Raw genomic sequence first — 21,411 nt, 5'->3', positions numbered from 1 at the left:
GATAGCTCGCATGACAGCTCCAGCTCGCACTCACCTCAGCCCCGCACTCAAGCAGGCCACACCGGTTGTCGTCGACTACGCGTCGGGCAGCTGGATCTACGGAACCGACGGAAACAAGTACCTGGACTTCACCACCGGAATCGGCGTCACCAGTACCGGGCACTGCCATCCGAAGGTCGTCGAGGCCGCGCGGGAACAGGTCGGCAAGATCATTCACGCGCAGTACACGACCGTGATGCACAAGCCGCTCCTGGAATTGACCGAGAAACTGGGTGACGTGCTGCCCGCCGGACTGAACAGCGTCTTCTACGCCAACTCCGGCTCCGAAGCCGTCGAGGCGTCGATCCGCCTCGCACGAATGGCCACCGGGCGTCCCAACATCATCGCGTTCCACGGAGGGTTCCACGGCCGAACGGTCGCGGCGGCGTCGCTGACGACGGCGGGCACCAAGTTCCGTTCCGGTTTCTCGCCCATCATGGGAGGCGTGCACATCGCGCCGTTCCCGTACGCATTCCGCTACGGCTGGGACACCGAGACGGCCGTCGCGTTCGCTCTGAAGGAGCTCGACTACCTTCTGGCGACGGTGTCCAGCCCCGCCGACACTGCCGCGTTCATCATCGAACCTGTGCTCGGCGACGGTGGCTACCTGCCGACCCCGCCCGCCTTCCTCGAAGGACTGCGCGAGCGCGCGGATCGACACGACATCGTCCTGGTCTTCGATGAAGTTCAGGCAGGTGTCGGACGCACCGGCAAGTTCTGGGGGCACGAGCACTCGGCTGCGCGCCCCGACATCGTCGTCACCGCGAAGGGACTCGCCTCGGGCTTCCCGATCTCGGCAATCGCTGCGTCCGAGGAACTCATGTCCAAGGCGTGGCCGGGTTCGCAGGGAGGGACATACGGCGGCAACGCCGTTGCCGCAGCCGCCGCAGTGGCCACACTCGACGTGGTGCGGGACGAGGGCCTCGTCGACAACGCAGCCGAGCAGGGCGCTGTTCTTCTCGATGGACTGAACGAGCTGAAGGGGCAGTACTCGGCCATCGGCGATGCTCGCGGCCTCGGTCTGATGCAAGCACTCGAATTCGTCGACGACAACGGAGCTCCCGACGCCGCGGCGGCAACCCGTGTGCAGCAGACCGCAATTTCCGAAGGTCTGCTGCTCCTCACCTGCGGGGGATTCGGAAACGTCGTCCGCATCATTCCCGCGCTCGTGGTCACCGACGACGAAGTCGCCGAAGGACTCGACGCGATCGCCCGGACCCTGAAGCGAGCATTGTGACCGTTCTCGATCCCGAACCCGAAGCCGCCGCGCGCGTGCTCGATGTTCTGCGGAGGACGGACATCGAGGTGGACGACTCACCTCGACGGCGTGCCGAGTACTCCTACGACGCCTCGAACTACCGCGTGCCACCTCTCGCTGTCGTGTTTCCGGCAACCGCGGACGAGGTCCGGACGGTGGTCCGAGCGTGCACGAATGCCCGCGTACCCATAGTCAGCCGGGGAGGCGGCACCTCCATGGCGGGCAACGCGATCGGCGCTGGAATCGTTCTGGATTTCTCCCGTCACATGAACCGGGTCGTGTCGATCGATCAGCAGGGGAAATCCGCTGTCGTCGAGCCGGGAATCGTCATCTCCGAAATCGCCGCCGCCGTGTCGGCGGAAACGGCAGGGGCGCTGACGTACGCACCCGATCCGTCGAGCAAGTCTCGTGCCACCGTCGGCGGCGCGGTGGGCAACGATGCCTGCGGCAACCACTCGGTGCGCTACGGACGGACGGCCGATCACACGATCGCCCTCGATGTCGTCACTTCGGACGGTCATCTTCTACGGGCCACACGGGACGGACTCGCCGCCGTGGATCCCTCCGATTCCCGGTCGGTCGAGGCCGCCACTCGGATCACTGCGGACCTGCGGTCGCTCGTCTCGGACCACATGGCGGATCTCCGTCTCGAGCTCGGTCTCATTCCGCGTCAGGTGTCGGGATTTCACCTGTCGACCCTGTTGCCCGAGAACGGATTCGACGTGGCGCGTGCGCTCGTGGGTAGCGAGGGCACCTGCGCGATCGTCGTCGCCGTGACGGTGTCTCTCGTGGAGGTACCTCCGGCTGCCCTGTTGCTCAGTCTGGGATACGAGGACGTCGTCGAAGCAGCCGAGGACGTCATGACGATTCTCGAATTCTCTCCCGCCGCGATCGAAGGCATCGACGAGAAGATCGTCGACACCATGCGGATGCGTCGCGGCGCGGACTCGGTGCGCGGCCTCCCGTCCGGCAACGCCTGGCTGTACGTCGACCTCGACGGCGATGACCCCACCGAGGTGGAGGACAAGGCCGAGCGTCTGCTCGAGCGACTCCGAGAACTGGGACGGTTGAAGGACGGTCGCGTCGTCGCCGACCCGTCCGAGCGGAAGTCGTTGTGGCGAGTGCGTGAGGACGGCGCTGGACTGTCGGCGCGACTGTCGGACGGCGCGAGCGGTATCACCGAATCCTGGCCCGGCTGGGAGGATTCGGCGGTGGCCCCGGAGAAACTCGCGGCGTATCTGGCCGACTTTCGCGACCTGCTGGCACACCACGGCTTGACCGGAGTGATGTACGGGCATTTCGGTGCCGGATGCATGCACGTGCGCATAACGTTCGACCAGCGGACGGACGAAGGCCGCGCGATCATGAACGCGTTCCTGCGGGATGCGGCAGCCCTCGTGGTCCGTCACGGCGGGTCGCTGTCCGGCGAACACGGTGACGGGCGCGCTCGCTCGGAGCTGCTGCCGGTGATGTACTCGACCACGATGCTGAGGGCGTTCGAGCGCTTCAAAGGCATCTGGGACCCTGCCGGACTGCTCAACCCGGGCAGTATCACCGACCCGGCGCCGATGATGAACGACCTTGCGCTGGCGAACATCCCGAAGCGGGAGTGGAAGACGACCTTCGATCTGCACCAGATCGGATCGGGCCCGGATCCTCGACCGGTCCCGCACCTCGACCCGTTCGTCCACGCCACACAGTCCTGTGTCGGAGTCGGCCGCTGTCGATCGAGCAGTGGCGGAGTGATGTGCCCCAGTTTCCGGGCGACCGGTGACGAGAAGGATTCCACCCGCGGGCGGGCACGAGTGCTGCAGGAGATGGTACGCAGCTCGAGAACCGTCGCCGAGGGATGGGCATCCACCGATGTCAAGGAGTCCCTCGATCTGTGCCTCTCCTGCAAGGCGTGCTCGTCCGACTGTCCGGTCGGCGTGGACATGGCGACCTACAAGGCGGAATTCCTCGACCATCACTACGCTGGCCGGGTGCGTCCGATGGCGCACTATTCACTGGGATGGCTTCCGCGATGGCTGAAGGTGACCGCGAGGATCGCTCCGGCACTCAATGCCGTTCTGACGCCCAGAATCGGTGTGCTGGCAGCGAAACTCGGAGGACTGACGACCGAGCGCGCGCTTCCGCGATTCGCATCACGCGCAGAACTGAAGGCGCAGACGACCGACTCGGTCCAGGGCGGTGACGTCGTACTGTTCGTCGACTCGTTCACGAAGGGATTTCGGCCGGAGATCGTCGGCGCTGCTGTTCGAGTCCTCGCCGACGCTGGCCGAACAGCCGAGTGCCGCAGCGACGTCTGCTGCGGGCTCACCTGGATCTCCACCGGGCAGCTTGCGACGGCTAGGAAGCACCTTGCTCGGACGGCGGACGCGCTCGACGACGGCACCGACCGTCCCATCGTCGTCACCGAACCGAGTTGCGCGGCGGCACTGAAGAAGGACCTACCGGAACTGGTGAACACCGACGCCGCACGACGCGTCGCAGCGCGCGTGCAGAGCTTCGCGGGCGCAGTGATCGACCAGGCGGCAGGCGGGTGGACGCCGACGGCGACGGTTCCGGACGCCGTGACCGTCCAGACGCACTGCCACGAATACGCCGTCTTCGGTGAAGCGACCCAACGGAAGGCGTTGGCCGCTGCAGGAATCGAGTCGATCGACGAAGCAACCGGATGCTGCGGCGTGGCAGGAAACTTCGGCTTCGAACCCGATCACTACGAGATGAGCATGAAGGTGTCCGAACAAGCCCTCGCTCCGGCCGTGCGTCGGGCGGGGGATCGACCGATCCTCACCGACGGTTTCAGCTGCCACATGCAGGTCCGCCAGCTCACCGACAACCACAGCGCCGGGGCCTCGACGCACCTCGCGCACATTCTCGATCCAGGCACCACCAGGAGGGACGTATGACCACATCACTGACCCGACCCGAGATCGATTCACCGACCCAGGTGTTCATCGGCGGCCACTGGCGCGACGCACACGGCGGAAAGACGTTCGACGTCGTCGATCCTGCGACAGGTGAGACCATCGCCACCGTCGCCGACGGCGGCGTCACCGATGCGGAGGCGGCCATGGCAGCCGCATCGGAAGCCCAGAAGTCGTGGGCGCAGACGGCTCCTCGTGAACGCAGCATCATCCTCCGTCGGGCTTTCGAGTTGATCGTCGAGCGCACCGAGAAACTCGCCGCGATCATCACCGCCGAGATGGGAAAGCCGCTGGCGGATGCGCGCGGTGAGGTCGCCTACGGCGCCGAGTTCTTTCGCTGGTTCTCGGAAGAAGCGGTGCGGATTTCAGGTGATCACACCCTGACCGGCGACGGGAAGAACCGCATCATCGTCACCCGCGAACCCGTCGGCCCGTGCATCCTGGTCACCCCGTGGAACTTTCCGCTCGCCATGGGTACGCGAAAGATCGGCCCAGCATTGGCCGCCGGGTGCACAGTGGTGTTCAAACCGGCCGAACAGACACCTCTGACCGCTCTGGCCCTGGCCGCAATTCTGGTCGAGGCGGGAGTGCCGGACGGAGTCGTCAACGTCGTACCGACGACCGACGCTGCGAGCGTCGTCGGTTCGTGGATGGCGAGCGGAGACGCGCGCAAGATCAGCTTCACCGGTTCGACCGAAGTAGGGAAGATTCTTCTGGCGCAGGCTGCACCGACGGTGATGCGTACGTCGATGGAACTCGGTGGCAATGCACCCTTTGTCGTCGCCGAGGGAGCCGACGTCGATCGGGCCGTGGACGGCGCGATGGTAGCGAAGATGCGCAACATGGGCGAGGCATGCACCGCGGCCAACCGGTTCTTCGTACATCGTTCCGTGGCAATCGAGTTCGCCGAGAAGCTGGGCGCGCGAATGGACGCACTGAACGTCGGCCCCGGCGACGGTGACGGAGTGGAGGTCGGGCCGCTCATCGACGAGGACGGCCGGGCCAAGGTGCAGCGCCTCGTCGACGACGCTCTGGAGCGAGGCGCCCGCGCAGTCGTCGGAGGTGCGCCGGACGACGGCCCGGGGTACTTCTACCCGCCGACGGTGCTCGATTCGGTGGATCCCGCATCGGATCTGATGTCGACCGAGATCTTCGGGCCGGTGGCCGCTGTGGTTCCGTACGACACCGAGGACGAGGTGATCGCGTTGGCCAACGACACCGAATGGGGACTCGTCGGATACGTGTTCACCCAGGACATCGATCGAGCGCTCCGGATGGGGGAGCGGCTGGAAGTAGGGATGGTCGGGTTGAACACGGGGCTCGTGTCCAACCCGGCGGCGCCGTTCGGCGGGGTCAAGCAATCGGGGTTGGGCCGCGAGGGCGGCAGGGTCGGTATCGACGAGTTCCTCGAGTACAAGTATTTTGCTATCCCGAGGTCCTAGCGGAGGAGAGACCAGTGCCAGGATCAAGAAGACTGACGCCGATCAACGCGCGCAACACGTCGATGGTGATCGCCGATCAGATCCGCGACCGCATCATCGACGGCTCCTACGCGCCCGGTGAGCAGATCAACGAGGCGAATGTTGCTGCCGAGTTGGAGATCTCCCGCGGACCGGTGCGAGAAGCGCTGCAACGGCTCAACCAGGAAGGGCTGTTGGTCAGCTACCGCAACCGCGGAGTGTTCGTCGTCGAACTCAGCAGCGACGACGTCGCGGAGATCTACGAGGCTCGCGCGGCGATCGAGGTGGGCGCCGCGTGGACTCTCGTGCACGGCGACGAATCGACATTGACGACAACTGCTGCTCGGTTGTCGGCGATCGTGGACCAGATGCAGCCCTACATCGATCGCGCGGACTGGTTCGGACTGGCCGAGCGTGACCTCGCGTTCCACACCGCCCTCGTGTCCGCGACGGCGAACAGTCGCATGTCGCGGATGTACGCGACGCTGGCGGCGGAGGCGCGCATCTGCATGGCCAACCTCGAAACCGCGTACTACCGGCCGGAGGCATTGGTCGAGGAGCACCAGTTGCTGGTGAACCTGCTGGTCGGCGGGGACTGGTCTGCGTTGGAGGCCGGCGTGCACGAGCACATGGACACCGCAATCCACGATCTGACGCGTGCGATGGCCGACGAGGCAACTGGTATCGCTCAATAGCTGGTCGAGGCATGTGCGCGCGGGTGAATCGGTGATGAATCGCCCGCGTGCACGAGCCGAAACGAAGAAGTAACACGGATTTCCTTGCGGCGGAGTGGACCTGGCATTTAGCCTGATTGTCAACAATCTGCAAACTGCAGATCGATTGAACGGACACATCTGACAATGCCTCGAAAGGGGGTACCAGTGAACGACTACTTCGCAGCCGAACTCACCAGTGCGGTCGGACCGAACCACTCCGAGGGCCTCGCCGAATACGCGGACCTGCCCAACAGCACGCCCATCACGTTCACCGACGACGAGTACTCCGCCCGCCTCGCCGCGGTACGGGCATCGATGGCGTCACAGAACCTCACGGCGCTCATCGTCACCGATCCGTCCAATCTGTACTACCTGCTCGGCTACAACGCCCTGTCGTTCTACACCCCACAGATGCTCTACGTGCCGCTGGAAGGCGAACTGTACTTCTTCGCCCGAGAAATGGACGCGAACGGAGCGTTCCGGACGTCGTGGCTTCCACAGGAGCAGACGTTCGGCTATCCCGAGACCTTCGTGCAGCGCAAGGACACCCACCCGTTCGTGTGGGTCGCGCAGCGCCTCCGGGAACTCGGTGTGGTGAACAACTTCTCGCACGGCCAAGTCGGTCTGGAGATGGACTCGTACTACTTCAGCCCCAAAGCGTTCGAAGCGTTGGTCAAATCCCTTCCCGAGTACCGATTCACCGACTCCTACGAATTGATCAACTGGGTGCGCGTGATCAAGTCACCCGCCGAGATCGACCTGATGCGCGGTGCCGCCAAGGTCTGCGAGTCCGCGATGTCGGCAGCCTACGACGCAGTGGTCGTCGGCGGACGACAGTGCGACGCAGCCGCGGCCATCATGAACGCACAGGTACGCGGAACGGACGACTTCGGCGGCGACCACCCCGCGATCGTCCCGATGCTTCCCACCGGCGCCGGCGCGGACACACCGCACCTCACGTGGTCCGACCAGAGGTTCATCGCAGGGGAGACCACGGTCGTCGAACTCGCAGGCGTCTTCCGTCGATACCACGTACCCATGGCACGCACCATCGTGCTCGGAAAGCCCAGCAAGCGACTCGACTACCTCGCGCGATCCACTGGAGAAGCGCTCGACGGAGTCCTCGCCGAAGTTCGACCGGGAACGACGACAACCGAACTCGCGCAGATCTGGAACGTCGGCCTCGCGAAACACGGCCTGCACAAACCGTCCCGCATCGGATACTCCATCGGCATCGCCTACGCACCGGACTGGGGCGAACGCACCGTCAGCATCCGAACCGACGACGACACCGTCCTCGCCGAGAACATGACCTTCCACATCATCGGCGGAATGTGGATGGACGACTACGGATACGAAGTCTCCGAAGCCGTCAGAGTCACCGACCGCGGAGTGGAAACCTTCACCTCGTACCCCCGCCGTCTACTGACGAAGGAGTGAACATGCACGCCACCTCGCTCAACCATTCCGCAGGCTCCACTCCTGTTACTCCGGGTCATTCCGCAGGCTCCACTCCTGCCACCCCGGGTCATTCCGCAGGCTCCACTCCTGCCACCCCGGGTCATTCCGCAGGCTCCACTCCTGCCATCCCGTGGGCACTGCGGACCGACAAACTCGTCGGATCGGTCATCGACTCGTCCACCTCCCTCCTCGCTGCGCAGAAGCACGACATCGTTCGATTCGCGATGGGTTCGCCTGCTGCAGAGACGGTTCCAGCGGCGGCGTTCTCCGAGATCGCGGCGCAGGTGATGACGACGGACGCCATGGATTACGCCGCCACCGAAGGCGATCCCGGGCTGATCGACGCCCTGCTGGAGTACCTCGACTCGGTAGGGGAGCCGACGTCGGCCGACCGAATCGTGATCACCTCGGGCGGGATGCAGGGGCTCGATCTTGCCTGCAAGCTGTTCGTGGATCCCGGTGACCTCGTCATCGTCGAGAGTCCGACGTACACGAACGGAACCGCGACGGTACTGAGCTACGGCGGCGAAGTGCTCGAAGCGCCGATGGATTCCGACGGGTTGATAGTCGAAGCGTTGCCCGAACTCGTGGCCCGAGCGGGACGCCCGCCGAAGATGATCTACGTCATTCCGAACTTCCAGAACCCGTCCGGCACCACCATGTCGCTGGCACGACGCACTCTGCTGCTCGAGCTCGCGCACAAGTGGGGATCGGTGATTCTCGACGACGATCCGTACGGGCTGCTTCGGTTCGAGGGCGAGAACATCCCGAGTTTCGCCGCGCTGAGTCCCGGGGACCCGCTGGTTTTCTCGGTACGTACGTTCTCCAAGATGATCGCACCCGGTCTGCGGGTCGGATGGGTCGACGCCGCACCGCAGGCCAGGCAGTTGCTCATCAATGCGAAGCAGGCAATGGACACGTGCACCAATCTGCCCAACCAACGAATGATCGCCGAGTTCATCCGCAGGGGACAGTTGACCGAACACCTACGATCGCTCGCCGCGGTCTATCGGCCGCGGAAGATCGCGATGCAGCGAAGCCTGGAGAAGTACTTCGGCGACAGGATCGAGACGACGGATCCCGAGGGTGGTTTCTTCCTCTGGGCCACGTTGCGCGGCACAGCCTCCGCCGTGTCCACGCAGGACCTGTTCGAGGTAGCTCTGGCTGAAGGTGTCGCCTACATTCCCGGTCCCGCGTTGTCCGTCGGCGGCAAGTTCCACGACTCGCTGAGGTTGTGTTTCGCGTCCTCGACTCCCGAGCGGATCGACGAAGGTGTGAAAAGACTGGCCGCAGCAGTGGACCGGGCGGTGGACACCATGTCCAGCGATCCCACTCGATGACCACGAAGGAAGTCACCGACTTCGAGAACTCTCTGCTCCGATCCATCGACACCGACGAGATCGTCTCTCTGGCTTCGGCGTTGATCGATGCCGGTGGTGAGAACCCAGGTGGTACCGAGGGCGGCGTCGCGCATGTTCTTGCCTCACGGTGCCGCGATCTGGGATTTCGAGTGGAAATGGTGGAGGTAGCGCCAGGTCGCCCGAATGTGATTGTCTCGATAGGGGAATCAGGAGAATCAGGGAAATCAGGGGATTCGGGTGTTCTGTTCGTCGGCCACTCCGACGTCGTTCCCGCCGGGGGTGGTTGGTCGACGGACCCGTTTCGTGCAACGACACGGGACGGTCGACTGTACGGCCGCGGCGCGTGCGACATGAAGGGTGGTCTGGCCGCCGTGGTCGTGGCGATGGCCGCGATCGAGCGCAGTGCAAGCGAACTCACTGCACCGATCTCGCTCGCTTGCCTCGTCGACGAGGAGGACACCGGTCTCGGGATCAGAGCGTTCGTGCAGAGGGACAACGCACCGAGTCGACCGTCGCCGAGATACTCGCACTGCATTGTCGCGGAGCCGACAGACCTCGTGACGATCACCGGGTGCCGGGGTGCGGCGAACCTGGAGATCGTGGTGACGGGCAGATCCGCGCACGCCGGGAGGCCGAGCAACGGTCGCAACGCGATCGCGGCCGCGGCGAAGATCGTCGGACTCGTCGAGAGGTCCGCAGTTCGGATGCGGCAGAGCCCGCACCCTGTCCTCGGTCCCGCGACCTGGAACGTCGGCACGATCGACGGTGGTACCGGAACCTCGATGGTCGCCGATCGGTGCGTCCTCACCGTCGATCGGCGGCTTCTGCCCGGCGAAGACGCACACGAGATCGCCCGCGAGCTGCGCCTCTCGATCGACGACGCCGGTATCACCGGTGACGGCATCGAAGTCTCCGTTGGCGTTTCGATGGAGATGCCTGGCTTTCTGACCAGCGAGAACAGTGACACAGCAGTCGCGGCGGTCGCTGCGGTGACCGACGCCGTCGGCTCTCGCGGGACCGACGTGTGGACCGCATCGTGCGACGGAGGTTTCGTCGCCCGAGATCTGGGTACGCCGGTCGTCGTGTTGGGACCGGGTGAGATCGAAACGCAGGCTCATCAACCCGACGAATCGGTGTCGGTCCAGCAATTGTGCGACAGCGCAAGGGCGTACGCATTGATGGCGTCCAGAATCGTTGCGCTACCTGCAGTTTTGTCCAGGTCCAAGGGGTAGTGCGAAAACGCGAACATCAGCTTCCGTAGTGTGAAACGCTGCGAAGTACCAACCCGACGCTCCACGTTTGTACACAAAGCGAGAGGTATTCCGGCCGTGACACAGTCGTCCAGCAGTGGGTCCGACAGCAGTGGGTCCGACAGTAGTAAAGCCAGAACAGGGGGACACGGAAGTCCTACCGGTTATCCGCCCGACACCTCCGAATTGAATCCGGAGGAGACCAAAATCCTGCACCGTGCCATCGGCGGTTCGGCACTCGGTAACGCAGTCGAATGGTTCGACTACGCAGTGTACGGCTACCTCGCGGTGTACATCGCGGCAAACTTCTTCCCGTCGGAGGACGGGGGAGCGAGCCTGCTGTCCACTTTCGCAGTGCTCGCGGCATCGTTCATCATCCGGCCTATCGGTGGCATCGTGCTCGGCCCACTGGGAGACCGCATCGGCAGGCAGAAGGTCCTGGTCCTGACGGTGACGATGATGTCGATCGCCACAGCGGCCATCGGCATTCTCCCCACATTCGACACGATCGGAATCCTCGCCCCGATCCTGCTGCTCGTCTGCCGACTGGTCCAGGGCTTCTCCACCGGTGGCGAGTACGGCGGCGCGGCCGTGTTCATGGCCGAGTACGCACCGGACCGTCGCCGAGGATTCTTCGGTTCGTTCCTCGAATTCGGCACTCTGGCAGGCACTGTCGCCGGTGCTACTCTCTGCACCCTGCTCAACCTCGGTCTCGGCGACGACACCATGGAGGCATGGGGCTGGCGCATTCCGTTCCTGCTGACCTTGCCGCTCGGCATCGTCGCGCTGTGGCTGCGGACGCGGCTCGAGGACTCTCCGGTGTTCTCCGAAGCGAAGGCAGACGGCGAAACGGTCTCCGAGGGTGCATCGGGCGGCGGTGCCATCGCGTCGCTGAAGACGACGATGACGTACTGGCAGCGCATTCTCATTCTGATGGGATTCGTGCTGCTGCTCAACATCGCGTACTACACGGTGCTGACGTTCCTGCCGTCCTATCTCAGCGACACTCTGGGCCACAGCACAACTCAGTCCAACTTCACTCTCGTGATCATCATGTTGATCATGATGGCCATCATCAACCCGATCGGATCTCTGTCCGATCGAATCGGCCGGAAACCGCTGTTGCTGGCCGCATGCGTCGGGTATTTCGTGTTCAGCGTTCCGCTGTTCCTGCTCATCATCAACACCGGCCTCGTCGGTCAGTCCATCGGACTGCTCGGACTCGGCATCCTGCTGGTGATCATGTGCTCGTGCGTCTCCTCGACCCTGCCGGCACTGTTCCCGACGCAGGTGCGTTACGGCGCGTTCGCCATCGGCTACAACGTCTCGACGTCGCTGTTCGGTGGTACTGCACCCCTGATCCTGACGTTCCTGATCGACAGGACCGGATCGAACTTGATCCCCGGCTGGTACATGATGCTCGCCGCGGCCATTGCGTTCGTGCCGATCATGCTGATGCCGGAAACAGCAGGACGTTCGCTGCGGGGCAGTCAGTGCCCGGGTGACAACGACGACGAGGTCGCGGCGTCCGGTGTGGAACTCGTGGGGTATAAGAAGTAGTGGTGGACAAGCCTGTTGTCGTCGTTCTCCATGCCGACGATCTGCCTGTCGGCATGGAGACGGTGTCCGCGGCGGCGGAAGTCCGATACGCCACCGCCGACACTCTCGCGGATGCCGTCCCCGGGGCGGACGTGCTGCTGCTGTGGGACTTCTTCTCGTCCGCGGTCGAGCAGGTGTGGAGCAGGTGCGACTCGCTGAAATGGATTCACATCGCAGCCGCCGGAGTCGACTCGCTCATGTTCGACGATCTGGCCGATTCCGACGTCGTGGTGACGAACTCACGCGGAATCTTCGACCGACCGATCGCCGAGTACGTTCTCGGGCAGGTGCTCGCCTTCGCGAAGGATGCAGCTGGTTCCGCTGCGCTCCAGCAGCGAAAGGAGTGGAGGCACAGGGAAACCGAACGCATCGACGACGCTCATGCCATGGTCGTCGGCACCGGTGCCATCGGTCGCGAGATCGGCCGTGTGCTGAGAGCCGTCGGAATGAAGGTGTCCGGTGTGGGTCGTACGGCCAGATCGAGCGACGCGGACTTCGGTGTGGTGCACGCCAGTTCGGACCTGGGCCAGGTCGTGTCCGACGTGGACTACCTCGTGCTCGTTGCTCCGCTGACCGACTCGACGCGAGGTCTGGTCAGCGCCGACGTGTTGGCTGCCACGAAACCCGGTGTGCGAGTGATCAACGTAGGTAGGGGAGAACTGCTCGACACCGAAGCGCTGCTGGTGCAACTCCGGGCAGGGCACATAGCAGGGGCTGCGTTGGACGTGTTCGAGATCGAACCGCTGCCGGCCGACAGCCCGATCTGGACCACCGAGAACCTCGTGGTCACACCGCACATGAGCGGTGACGCGCGCGGGTGGCGAGAAAGACTGTCCGAGTTGTTCGTCGCCAACTTCGACAACTACTCCCGGTCCGCGGACCTCGTCAACGTGGTCGACAAGAAATTGGGCTTCGTAGGCTGAATCACCACTTCTCGTCTTCTCTACCCGTCACTGTTGGAAGTTGTGCGGTGCCGGTCAGCTTCGCGCGTACTGATTCGGGACCGGTGGGCTCATCTCCGCACCCAACTCGCGGGCGGCACGGCGAGGCCAGTACGGATCACGCAGAAGCTCACGGCCCAACAGAACCGCTGTTGCTTCACCGGTGGACACGATGTCCTCGGCCTGCTTCGGCTCGGTAATGAGCCCCACCGCAGCAGCCGGGATGGTCGTCTCGTTCTGGACCCGCTTCGCGAAAGGCACCTGATACCCCGGACCGACGGGAATGTGAGCGCGTACGTTTCCGCCGCTCGATACGTCGATCAAATCGACGCCGTGATCCTGCAGCAGCTGAACGAGCGCGACGGTCTGATCCGCAGTCCAGCTCGGAGCCTCCAGCCCTTCGTCGTCGCCGAGCCAGTCGGTAGCGGACACACGAACGAACACGGGCAGATCCGCCGGCCACACCGCGCGTACCGCGTCGACGACCTCGAGGAGCAGGCGCGTACGTCCGGCGAAGTCGCCGCCGTACTCGTCGGTGCGCTTGTTGCTGGCGGCAGACAGGAATTGGTGGATGAGGTATCCGTGCGCTGCGTGGATTTCGACGACCTCGAATCCGGCGCGAAGGCTCCGCTCGGCAGCGGCGGCGAAGTCCGCGACGATGCCGGCGATGTCCTCGGTGGTTGCTTCCACCGGCGTCGAGTAGTCGCCGAAGGCGAGTGCACTCGGCCCGACTGTCGTCCAGCCGAGCGGTTCGTCGGCTGGGATCGACTCGCCACCGGCCCACGGCTCGGTCGTCGACGCCTTGCGCCCGGCGTGCGCGAGCTGGATGCCGGCTACCGATCCGAAGGAGTGGATCTGCGACACGATGTCCGCGAATGCGTCGGCCTGGCGGTCGTTCCAGATCCCGAGGTCGGCCGGGCTGATACGGCCTTCCGGGCTCACGGCGGAGGCTTCGGTGAGGACGAGCCCGACGCCGCCGATGGCACGACTGACCAGGTGCGTGCGGTGCCAATCGTGAGGGACTCCGACGTCGCCACCCTCCTTTGCCGCGGAGTACTGACACATCGGCGCCATCCACACACGGTTCGGGAACGTGACGCCCCGCAGGGTCAGGGGCTCGAACAAGGCGCTCAAAGGTTTCTCCTTCGTCGTTCACGAGACGGGCTGCCGGTCGAAGTGCAGACCCTCGAAGCGTGGCAACCGACGCGACGGCGTCGTCATTCCCGACTCCGTTGCGCCGACTCACCGACTGCAGGAACGTCCGTGCAGGACGGTTAGTGTGTAGTGCATGACTGCAGCACCCACCCACGAACAGGTGGACGAGCGTGAACTCGTTCATGCCGCGGCCAAGCGAGCGAGGATCGCCTCCCGCACCCTGGCCCTCCTCACCACCGCCGAGAAGGATGCTGCGCTCCATGCAGCGGCGGACGCAGTGCTCGCCGCAGCTCCACAGGTCATCGAAGCCAACACTGCGGACGTCGAGGCCGCACGTGCCGCCGGCACCGACGAGGGTCTGCTCGATCGCCTGAGGTTGACCGACGCTCGCATCGACGGAATCGCCGCCGGTCTGCGCCAGGTCGCCGGCCTACCGGACCCGGTCGGGGAGGTCGTTCGGGGCTCGACGCTGCCGAACGGTCTGGAGATTCGTCAACAGCGCGTTCCGCTGGGCGTCGTCGGAATGGTCTACGAAGCGCGGCCGAACGTGACGGTCGACGCCTTCGGTCTTGCCTTCAAGTCCGGTAACGCCGCGCTGCTGCGGGGATCCTCCTCCGCGGCACGATCCAACGCCGCTCTCGTCGACGCTATCGGGGGCTCGCTCGCAGCCGGCGGACTACCCGTCGACGCCGTGCAGCTTCTGCGTAGCTCCGATCGCTCCACGGTCACCCACCTGATCCAGGCCCGCGGCCTCGTCGACGTCGTCATTCCGCGCGGCGGAGCCGGACTGATCTCGGCAGTCGTTCGTGATGCGACGGTGCCGACGATCGAGACCGGTGTCGGAAACTGCCACATCTACGTGCACTCGGCCGCGGACCTCGATACCGCGGAGAAGATCGCCCTGAACTCCAAGACTCGACGCGTCAGCGTGTGCAATGCGGCGGAAACCATTCTGGTCGACCAATCGATTGCGGACGTCGCGGTTCCGCGTCTGCTGCAGGCATTCCAGGCGCACAGTGTCGTCGTGCACGGTGACCTGCCCGGATTGGTGCCCGCGACGGAGAAGGACTGGTCCGAGGAGTACCTGTCTCTCGACGTCGCGTTGAAGGTCGTCGACGGAATCGACGCCGCGATCTCGCACATCGACACCTACGGCACCGGACACACGGAGGCCATCGTCACCGCAGACCTCGGTGCCGCACGCGAGTTCACGACGCGAGTCGACGCCGCTGCCGTCATGGTGAATGCGTCGACTGCCTTCACCGATGGAGAGCAGTTCGGCTTCGGCGCCGAAATCGGCATCTCCACCCAGAAGTTGCACGCCCGAGGCCCGATGGGTCTTCCGGAGCTCACGTCGACCAAGTGGATCGTCTGGGGCGAGGGGCACACCCGACCGGTCTGATCGTGCCCGGAGTGACCGAGGTCCCGAAGCAGAACCCGAGAGGATTGACCGTGGATCGAGCATTACCGACGACACCACCTTTGTTCGCGAGCGTCGACGACGTCGTGACCAAGCTCGCCGAGACGGGATACCTCGCGAACAAGGCGACGGCGACGTCGGTGTTTCTCGCGGACCGGCTCGGTAAGCCGCTTCTCATCGAGGGACCGGCGGGCGTGGGCAAGACAGAGCTCGCGCGGGCCGTCGCGCAGACAGCGGGCGCAGAACTGGTGCGTCTGCAGTGCTACGAAGGCGTCGACGAGGCCCGTGCGCTGTACGAGTGGAACCACGCCAAGCAGATCCTCCGCATCCAATCCAGCACCACCGGGTCCGCCGGCTGGGACGAGACCAAGCTGGATGTGTTCTCCGAGGAATTCCTGCTGGCCCGCCCACTTCTCCAGGCCATCCGCCGCGAGGATCCGACGGTGCTGTTGATCGACGAAACGGACAAGGCCGACGTCGAGATCGAGGGCCTGCTTCTCGAGGTGCTCAGTGACTTCGCCGTCACCATCCCCGAACTCGGCACCATCACGGCGGTGCGGCGACCGTTCACGGTCCTCACCTCCAACGCCACCCGTGAGCTGTCCGAGGCCCTGAAGCGGCGCTGCCTGTTCCTGCATCTCGATTTTCCGGATGCCGACCTCGAACGCAAGATCCTCGCGAGCCGTGTACCCGAGCTCCCCGAGGCCATCGCCGAGCAGCTGGTGCGCGTCGTGCGCGTCATGCGGGCGATGCAACTCAAGAAGTTGCCGTCGGTAGCGGAGACGATCGACTGGGGACGTACCCTGCTCGCGCTCGGCATGGACACACTCGACGACGACGCGGTCCGTGCCACGCTCGGGGTCGTGCTCAAGCACCGGTCCGATCAGGACAAGGCCGCGGCCGAGCTCCGGTTGAACTGACATGCTTGCACCGCACGGGCTTCCCGGCCACCTCGTCGACTTCGTCGAGGCGCTGCGGAAGCGCGGCATATCCGTCGGACCGTCGGAGACCGTGGACGCGGGGCACGTGCTCGCGGTTCTGGATCTGCTCGATCGCGAAGCGCTCCGTGAAGGGCTGGCCTGCGCGCTGTTGCGGCGGCCCACGCACCGCGACACCTACGACGCGTTGTTCGACCTGTGGTTCCCTGCTGCTACCGGGCAACGCGACTCCGGCCGGATAGACACCGCCCTTCCGCGCACACCCGACGGAGACGTCGATTTCATCGCACTCCGCGAACTCATCACCGACCTGCTCGTCGACGGCAGCGAGGAGGCGATCGGCCTGACCGAGATGCTCGCTGCGCAGATGGTCGAGGAGCTCGGCCAGTACAAATCGGCGAACGGACCGTCGTTCTCGGCGTACCAGGCTCTCCGGGACGTCGCTCCGGACACATTGCTCAGCCGGATACTCGAAGGATTGCTCGGCAACGCCGAGACAGGGTCGAACCGGTCCGCGGGATCGTACGAGGACGAGGTCGCGAAGCGGACGGCCGCTCAGCGCATCGCCGACCTGAAGAAGATGGTGGACAAGGAGACTCGCCGCCGCGCCGCCGAGCGCCTCGGCAAGGAACGCGTCGCGAGCTACGGCGTTCCCAAGCTCGCCGAGGAAGTCGACTTCCTCCGAGCGTCGGACACCGAGATGGTCGCCCTGAAGCGGAGCGTCGCGCCACTTGCGCGGCTGCTGGCGAGCCGCCTCGCCGCGAGACGGCAGCGCAGCACGCGCGGCTCGATCGATCTCCGTCGGACGCTCAGAAAATCGATGTCCACCGGAGGCGTACCCATCGATCTCGTGCAGCGCAAGCCCAGGCGAGCGCGTCCCGAGCTCGTCGTGCTGTGCGACGTCTCCGGTTCCGTTGCAGGCTTCAGCCACTTCACGTTGTTGCTCGTCCACGCGCTGCGGGAGCAGTTCTCGCGGGTACGCGTGTTCGCGTTCATCGACTCGACGGACGAGGTGACTCGATTCTTCGACACCGGAAGCGACCTGGGAGCTGCCATGTCCCGGATCATGCGGGAATCCGAGCTGATCACCTACGACGGCCACTCCGACTACGGCAACGCGTTCGAGACGTTCGACGACAAGTACGCGCACACCGTCACCTCTCGAACCTCGGTGCTCGTCCTGGGCGACGGCCGCACGAACTATCGGGATCCGAAGCTCGACGCACTGGCACGAACGGTTGCGGTGGCCAAACACGCGTACTGGCTCAATCCGGAACCGAAGGGTCAGTGGGGGACCGGCGACTCCGCGGCGAAGGTGTACAGCGACGTGATCGGAATGTACGAGTGCCGATCGGCACAGCAGCTGAGCGACATCGTCTCGCGACTCCTTCCCGTCTGAGCACGGCAAGTAAGCTCGTCAATCGTGCACCGACAACCCGACGTAGTTCGCAGGCTGGGAGTGATGGGCGGAACGTTCGATCCCATCCACCACGGCCACCTCGTGGCAGCGAGCGAGGTCGCCAACAGCTTCGGCCTCGACGAGGTCATCTTCGTCCCGACGGGTACACCGTGGCAGAAGGAAGGCAAAGCCGTCAGCCCGGCCGAGGATCGCTATCTCATGACGGTCATCGCGACGGCGTCGAATCCACGGTTCTCGGTCAGTCGCGTCGACGTGGACCGCGAGAAACTCACCTACACGGTGGACACACTTCGTGACCTGCGCGAGCAGCATCCCAGCGCCGAGTTGTACTTCATCACCGGCGCCGACGCCCTGGAAAGCATCCTCACCTGGCAGAACTGGGAGGAACTGTTCGAGCTCGCCAAATTCGTCGGAGTATCGAGGCCGGGCTTCGAACTGGGTGTCGAGCACCTGGCGGATCATCTCCAAGACCTGCCGAAGGACGCCCTGACGCTGATCGAGATCCCGGCCCTCGCGATCAGCTCCACCGAATGCCGACTACGCGCCAGCGAGAATCGCCCGGTCTGGTACCTGGTTCCGGACGGCGTGGTCCAGTACATCTCCAAGCGCAACCTCTACCGACCACGAGGCGAACAGCGCCTCGACGGCTCCGTCACCATGTCGGAGCCTGCCCCCCAGAAGACACAAGCCGGTTCGACACACTCGAGTTCCACACAACGGGAGACAAGTTAAGTGACTGCTACAGACCAGGCCACCTCGATCGCACGTATCGCGGCACTCGCGGCCGACGACAAGCTGGCGAGCGACGTCGTGGTTCTCGACGTCTCGGAGCAGTTGGTCATCACCGACTGCTTCGTCATCGCCTCGGCGCCCAACGAGCGCCAAGTCAACGCGATCGTCGAGAACATCGAGGACAAGCTCCGCGAAGAAGGCTTCAAGCCCGTCCGCAAAGAAGGAACCAGGGAAGGCCGTTGGGCCCTGCTGGACTACGTCGACGTCGTCGTGCACGTGCAGCACAACGACGAACGGAACTTCTACGCCCTCGAGCGACTGTGGAAGGACTGCCCCAGCATCGAGGTCAACGGGCTCGGCGAGCGTCCCGAGACGTCCGAGACAGCAGGCGACGACGGTTCGGATTCCTGAGCAGTGACCGAACCGACGAAACGGCAGCTGATCCTGCTGCGCCACGGTCAGACCGAGTACAACGCAGGCGACCGGATGCAGGGACAGCTGGACACCGACCTCACCGAACTCGGACGATCCCAGGCCAAGACCGCGGCCGCAGAACTCGCGACCCGTTCACCGCTCCGCATCGTGTCCTCCGACCTGCGACGCGCCTACGACACCGCGGTTGCGCTCGGTGACGCGTCGGACGTAGTCGTCGACACCGATCAGCGACTCCGGGAGACGCACCTCGGCGAATGGCAGGGTCTGACCCACCTCGATGTCGACGCCGTCGCGCCCGGGGCTCGGGCCGCATGGCGCGCCGACGCGACGATGTCACCTCCAGGAGGCGAAAGCCGCATCGACGTCGCGCGCCGCAGCTTGCCCGTCGTGCAGGAACTCGTCGCAGATCTACCGGAGTGGGGAGCCGACGGGGCGAACGCACCCGTCGTCCTCGTCGCTCACGGCGGTCAGATCGCCGCCCTGACCGCGGCGTTGCTGGACCTGCCGGTGGACCGGTGGCCGGTCCTCGGCGGACTGTCCAACACGAGTTGGGTGCAGTTGAGCAGCCACGGAGAGGGCGAGAATCTCGGCTGGCGCCTCGACGTGTGGAATGCGTCGGCACGGGTGGCCAGTGACGTCCTCTGACGCTCCCGCCCCCGTTCTGTTGGTGCTGGCGGACTCGCTGAGTTACTACGGGCCCGAAGGCGGACTGCCCGTCGACGATCCTCGAATCTGGCCGAATATCGTTGCCGCCGAGCTGGGTTGGACGGTAGAGCTGGTCGCTCGGATCGGCTGGACGAGCCGGGACGCGTGGTGGGCGCTGACCCAGGATCCACGGGTGTGGGCCGCGATCCCCAAGGCCGGCGCCGTCGTGTTCGGTGTCGGTGGAATGGACTCGCTGCCGTCGCCCATGCCGACGGCGTTCCGTGAGCAGATTCGATACATTCGCCCGCCCGCGCTTCGCAGGATCGTTCGAACCGGATACCAGTGGGCGCAGCCGCGACTCGCGCACCTCGGGTGGCCGGTCGCTCTGCCGCCCAAACTCAGCGTCGACTATCTGGAACAGTCGCGTGCCGCGCTGGCCTACGTCCGCCCGGATCTACCGGTCGTCGGGACGCTTCCTTCCGTGCACCGCTCCGAGGCCTACGGCCGGGTCCACTCCGGGCGTCCGGCGGCGGAAAAGGCTCTGCGGCAGTGGAGTTCGAGCACCGGTGTCCCGCTCGTGGATCTTGCCGCCGCCGTACGAGCGAACATCGACTCCGGACAGGCGAACCCGGACGGAATTCACTGGGGCTGGGACGCCCACGTACAGGTCGCCGCCGCCATGCTTTCGGTGCTGAGAACGGTCACACCCGATCGGAGCGCACCGGCGTGACGGTCGTCGTGGTGACCGACTCGTCGGCATGCATCGGCTTCGAACGCGGTGGTTCGGCAATCGCGGTGGCACCGCTTCATGTGTTCGTCGACGGCGTCGACCTGCGGGAGGGCGTCGACACAATCCCCGAGGACTTCGCCGCGCAGGGCCCGGTGACGACAGCCGGAGCGTCGCCGTCCGAGCTGACCGACCTCTACGCGGACGCCCTCGATCGCAGTGGCGGTGACGGGGTTGTGGCCGTGCACATCTCGCGCGGACTGTCGAGCACGTGGGAGGCTGCGCGTCAGGCTGCAGCGGCCATCGGCGATCGAGTTCGCGTTGTCGATTCGGCCTCCGCAGGCATGGGGCTCGGCTATGTGGTGCTCGCCGCAGCGCGCTCGGCCGCGAACGGTGACAGTCTCGACGATGTGTACGACACCGCGGCGTCGATGTCGGCGAGAACGAGCAGCTTCATCGTCGTCGATCGTCTCGACCATCTTCGTCGCGGCGGCAGAATCGGTGCTGCCGCAGCACTGCTCGGTACCGCACTCGCGATGAAACCGGTGCTGCACCTCACCGACGGAAAACTGGTACTGGGCGAGAAGGCACGCACCTCGACGAAAGCGCTGGGCAAGCTCGTCGACACTGCTTCGAGGGTGGCCGAGGGCGCCGCCGGCTCGGGGGACGACGACCTCGCCATGACGGTGCACCACATGCTCTGCCCGGACCGTGCCGACACGGTGGTGTCCATGCTGCGCGAGCGCATCGCGCACCCGATCGACATCGATGTGGTGCCCTTCGGTGCTGTTCTCGGAGCGCACGTCGGGCCCGGCGCGGTCGGGGTAGTCGTCGCGCAGTAGCCGTCGTCGGACCGCCTCGGGGTGTGGGCCTGTCCACAGGCGCTGGGTTGTCCACAGGGCAATTCACGACCTGGGTTTCGCG

General features: G+C 65.1%; 18 protein-coding genes. 17 read left to right on the top strand and 1 reads right to left on the bottom strand.

Going from position 1 to position 21,411, the window contains the following annotated elements:
* The first annotated feature begins 10 nt into the window (after positions 1–10).
* From CH290_RS14680 to CH290_RS14640, 9 genes are all read left to right on the top strand, one after another.
* Positions 11–1,276 carry an aspartate aminotransferase family protein gene (locus tag CH290_RS14680; protein ID WP_019664711.1) on the top strand — a complete coding sequence of 422 codons (1,266 nt, stop codon included), beginning with the start codon at positions 11–13 and terminating at the stop codon, positions 1,274–1,276.
* On the top strand, positions 1,273–4,209 hold the full coding sequence (locus tag CH290_RS14675; RefSeq protein WP_033190444.1) for an FAD-binding and (Fe-S)-binding domain-containing protein: 2,937 nt from the start codon (positions 1,273–1,275) through the stop codon (positions 4,207–4,209). Before CH290_RS14680 ends, CH290_RS14675 begins: the two co-directional genes overlap by 4 nt.
* Entirely contained in the window at positions 4,206–5,669 is a 1,464-nt protein-coding gene (locus CH290_RS14670; protein WP_033190445.1) for an NAD-dependent succinate-semialdehyde dehydrogenase, read from the top strand. Before CH290_RS14675 ends, CH290_RS14670 begins: the two co-directional genes overlap by 4 nt.
* A gap of 14 nt (positions 5,670–5,683) precedes the next feature.
* Positions 5,684–6,382 (top strand): GntR family transcriptional regulator, encoded by a 699-nt coding sequence (locus tag CH290_RS14665; protein ID WP_230621103.1) that lies wholly within the window; start codon positions 5,684–5,686, stop codon positions 6,380–6,382.
* 282 nt (positions 6,383–6,664) lie between these two features.
* Complete coding sequence (locus tag CH290_RS14660) at positions 6,665–7,843, top strand: M24 family metallopeptidase (RefSeq protein ID WP_026347727.1); 1,179 nt, start codon at positions 6,665–6,667, stop codon at positions 7,841–7,843.
* A complete protein-coding gene (locus CH290_RS14655) occupies positions 7,840–9,204 on the top strand; it encodes an aminotransferase-like domain-containing protein (protein WP_033190447.1) in 1,365 nt (454 codons plus the stop codon). Before CH290_RS14660 ends, CH290_RS14655 begins: the two co-directional genes overlap by 4 nt.
* The gene (locus tag CH290_RS14650) at positions 9,201–10,457 is read left to right on the top strand and encodes a M20 family metallopeptidase (protein ID WP_033190448.1); all 1,257 of its coding nucleotides are present in this window, start codon (positions 9,201–9,203) and stop codon (positions 10,455–10,457) included. Before CH290_RS14655 ends, CH290_RS14650 begins: the two co-directional genes overlap by 4 nt.
* A 204-nt stretch (positions 10,458–10,661) precedes the next feature.
* Complete coding sequence (locus tag CH290_RS14645; RefSeq protein WP_019664704.1) at positions 10,662–12,035, top strand: MFS transporter; 1,374 nt, start codon at positions 10,662–10,664, stop codon at positions 12,033–12,035.
* Complete coding sequence (locus tag CH290_RS14640) at positions 12,035–12,997, top strand: D-2-hydroxyacid dehydrogenase (RefSeq protein ID WP_019664703.1); 963 nt, start codon at positions 12,035–12,037, stop codon at positions 12,995–12,997. The genes CH290_RS14645 and CH290_RS14640 overlap by 1 nt, the downstream gene beginning before the upstream one ends.
* A 54-nt stretch (positions 12,998–13,051) precedes the next feature.
* On the opposite strand, the gene CH290_RS14635 is transcribed toward CH290_RS14640, so the two are convergent.
* Positions 13,052–14,149 carry an NADH:flavin oxidoreductase/NADH oxidase gene (locus CH290_RS14635; RefSeq protein ID WP_026347726.1) on the bottom strand — a complete coding sequence of 366 codons (1,098 nt, stop codon included), beginning with the start codon at positions 14,147–14,149 and terminating at the stop codon, positions 13,052–13,054.
* 154 nt (positions 14,150–14,303) lie between these two features.
* On the opposite strand from CH290_RS14635, the gene CH290_RS14630 reads away from it, so the two are divergent.
* The 8 genes from CH290_RS14630 to CH290_RS14595 are packed head-to-tail and all read left to right on the top strand — an operon-like array spanning position 14,304 to position 21,329.
* A complete protein-coding gene (locus CH290_RS14630; protein ID WP_019664701.1) occupies positions 14,304–15,572 on the top strand; it encodes a glutamate-5-semialdehyde dehydrogenase in 1,269 nt (422 codons plus the stop codon).
* A gap of 50 nt (positions 15,573–15,622) precedes the next feature.
* Entirely contained in the window at positions 15,623–16,510 is an 888-nt protein-coding gene (locus CH290_RS14625; RefSeq protein ID WP_026347725.1) for an AAA family ATPase, read from the top strand.
* 1 nt (position 16,511) lies between these two features.
* Positions 16,512–17,927 (top strand): vWA domain-containing protein, encoded by a 1,416-nt coding sequence (locus CH290_RS14620; protein WP_019664699.1) that lies wholly within the window; start codon positions 16,512–16,514, stop codon positions 17,925–17,927.
* A gap of 24 nt (positions 17,928–17,951) precedes the next feature.
* A complete protein-coding gene (gene nadD / locus CH290_RS14615; RefSeq protein WP_254924953.1) occupies positions 17,952–18,680 on the top strand; it encodes a nicotinate-nucleotide adenylyltransferase in 729 nt (242 codons plus the stop codon).
* Positions 18,681–19,091 (top strand): ribosome silencing factor, encoded by a 411-nt coding sequence (gene rsfS, locus CH290_RS14610; protein WP_033190449.1) that lies wholly within the window; start codon positions 18,681–18,683, stop codon positions 19,089–19,091.
* A gap of 3 nt (positions 19,092–19,094) precedes the next feature.
* A complete protein-coding gene (locus CH290_RS14605) occupies positions 19,095–19,760 on the top strand; it encodes a histidine phosphatase family protein (protein WP_033190450.1) in 666 nt (221 codons plus the stop codon).
* Complete coding sequence (octT, locus tag CH290_RS14600; RefSeq protein WP_019664695.1) at positions 19,747–20,490, top strand: diglucosylglycerate octanoyltransferase; 744 nt, start codon at positions 19,747–19,749, stop codon at positions 20,488–20,490. The genes CH290_RS14605 and octT overlap by 14 nt, the downstream gene beginning before the upstream one ends.
* A complete protein-coding gene (locus CH290_RS14595) occupies positions 20,487–21,329 on the top strand; it encodes a DegV family protein (protein ID WP_033190451.1) in 843 nt (280 codons plus the stop codon). The genes octT and CH290_RS14595 overlap by 4 nt, the downstream gene beginning before the upstream one ends.
* Positions 21,330–21,411 lie beyond the last annotated feature (82 nt).

This window comes from Rhodococcus sp. 06-156-4 (assembly GCF_002259345.1).
Classification (GTDB): domain Bacteria; phylum Actinomycetota; class Actinomycetes; order Mycobacteriales; family Mycobacteriaceae; genus Rhodococcoides; species Rhodococcoides fascians_E.
The sequence above is the reverse complement of the archived record's forward strand: the minus strand, read 5'-3'. Positions and strand labels throughout refer to the sequence as shown.

Bases quoted from the DNA above. Each gene is read 5' to 3' on its own strand.
- CH290_RS14650 (WP_033190448.1), top strand. From the start codon at position 9,201: ATGACCACGAAGGAAGTCACCGACTTCGAGAACTCTCTGCTCCGATCC.
- CH290_RS14630 (WP_019664701.1), top strand. From the start codon at position 14,304: ATGACTGCAGCACCCACCCACGAACAGGTGGACGAGCGTGAACTCGTT.
- CH290_RS14620 (WP_019664699.1), top strand. From the start codon at position 16,512: ATGCTTGCACCGCACGGGCTTCCCGGCCACCTCGTCGACTTCGTCGAG.
- CH290_RS14670 (WP_033190445.1), top strand. From the start codon at position 4,206: ATGACCACATCACTGACCCGACCCGAGATCGATTCACCGACCCAGGTG.
- CH290_RS14680 (WP_019664711.1), top strand. From the start codon at position 11: ATGACAGCTCCAGCTCGCACTCACCTCAGCCCCGCACTCAAGCAGGCC.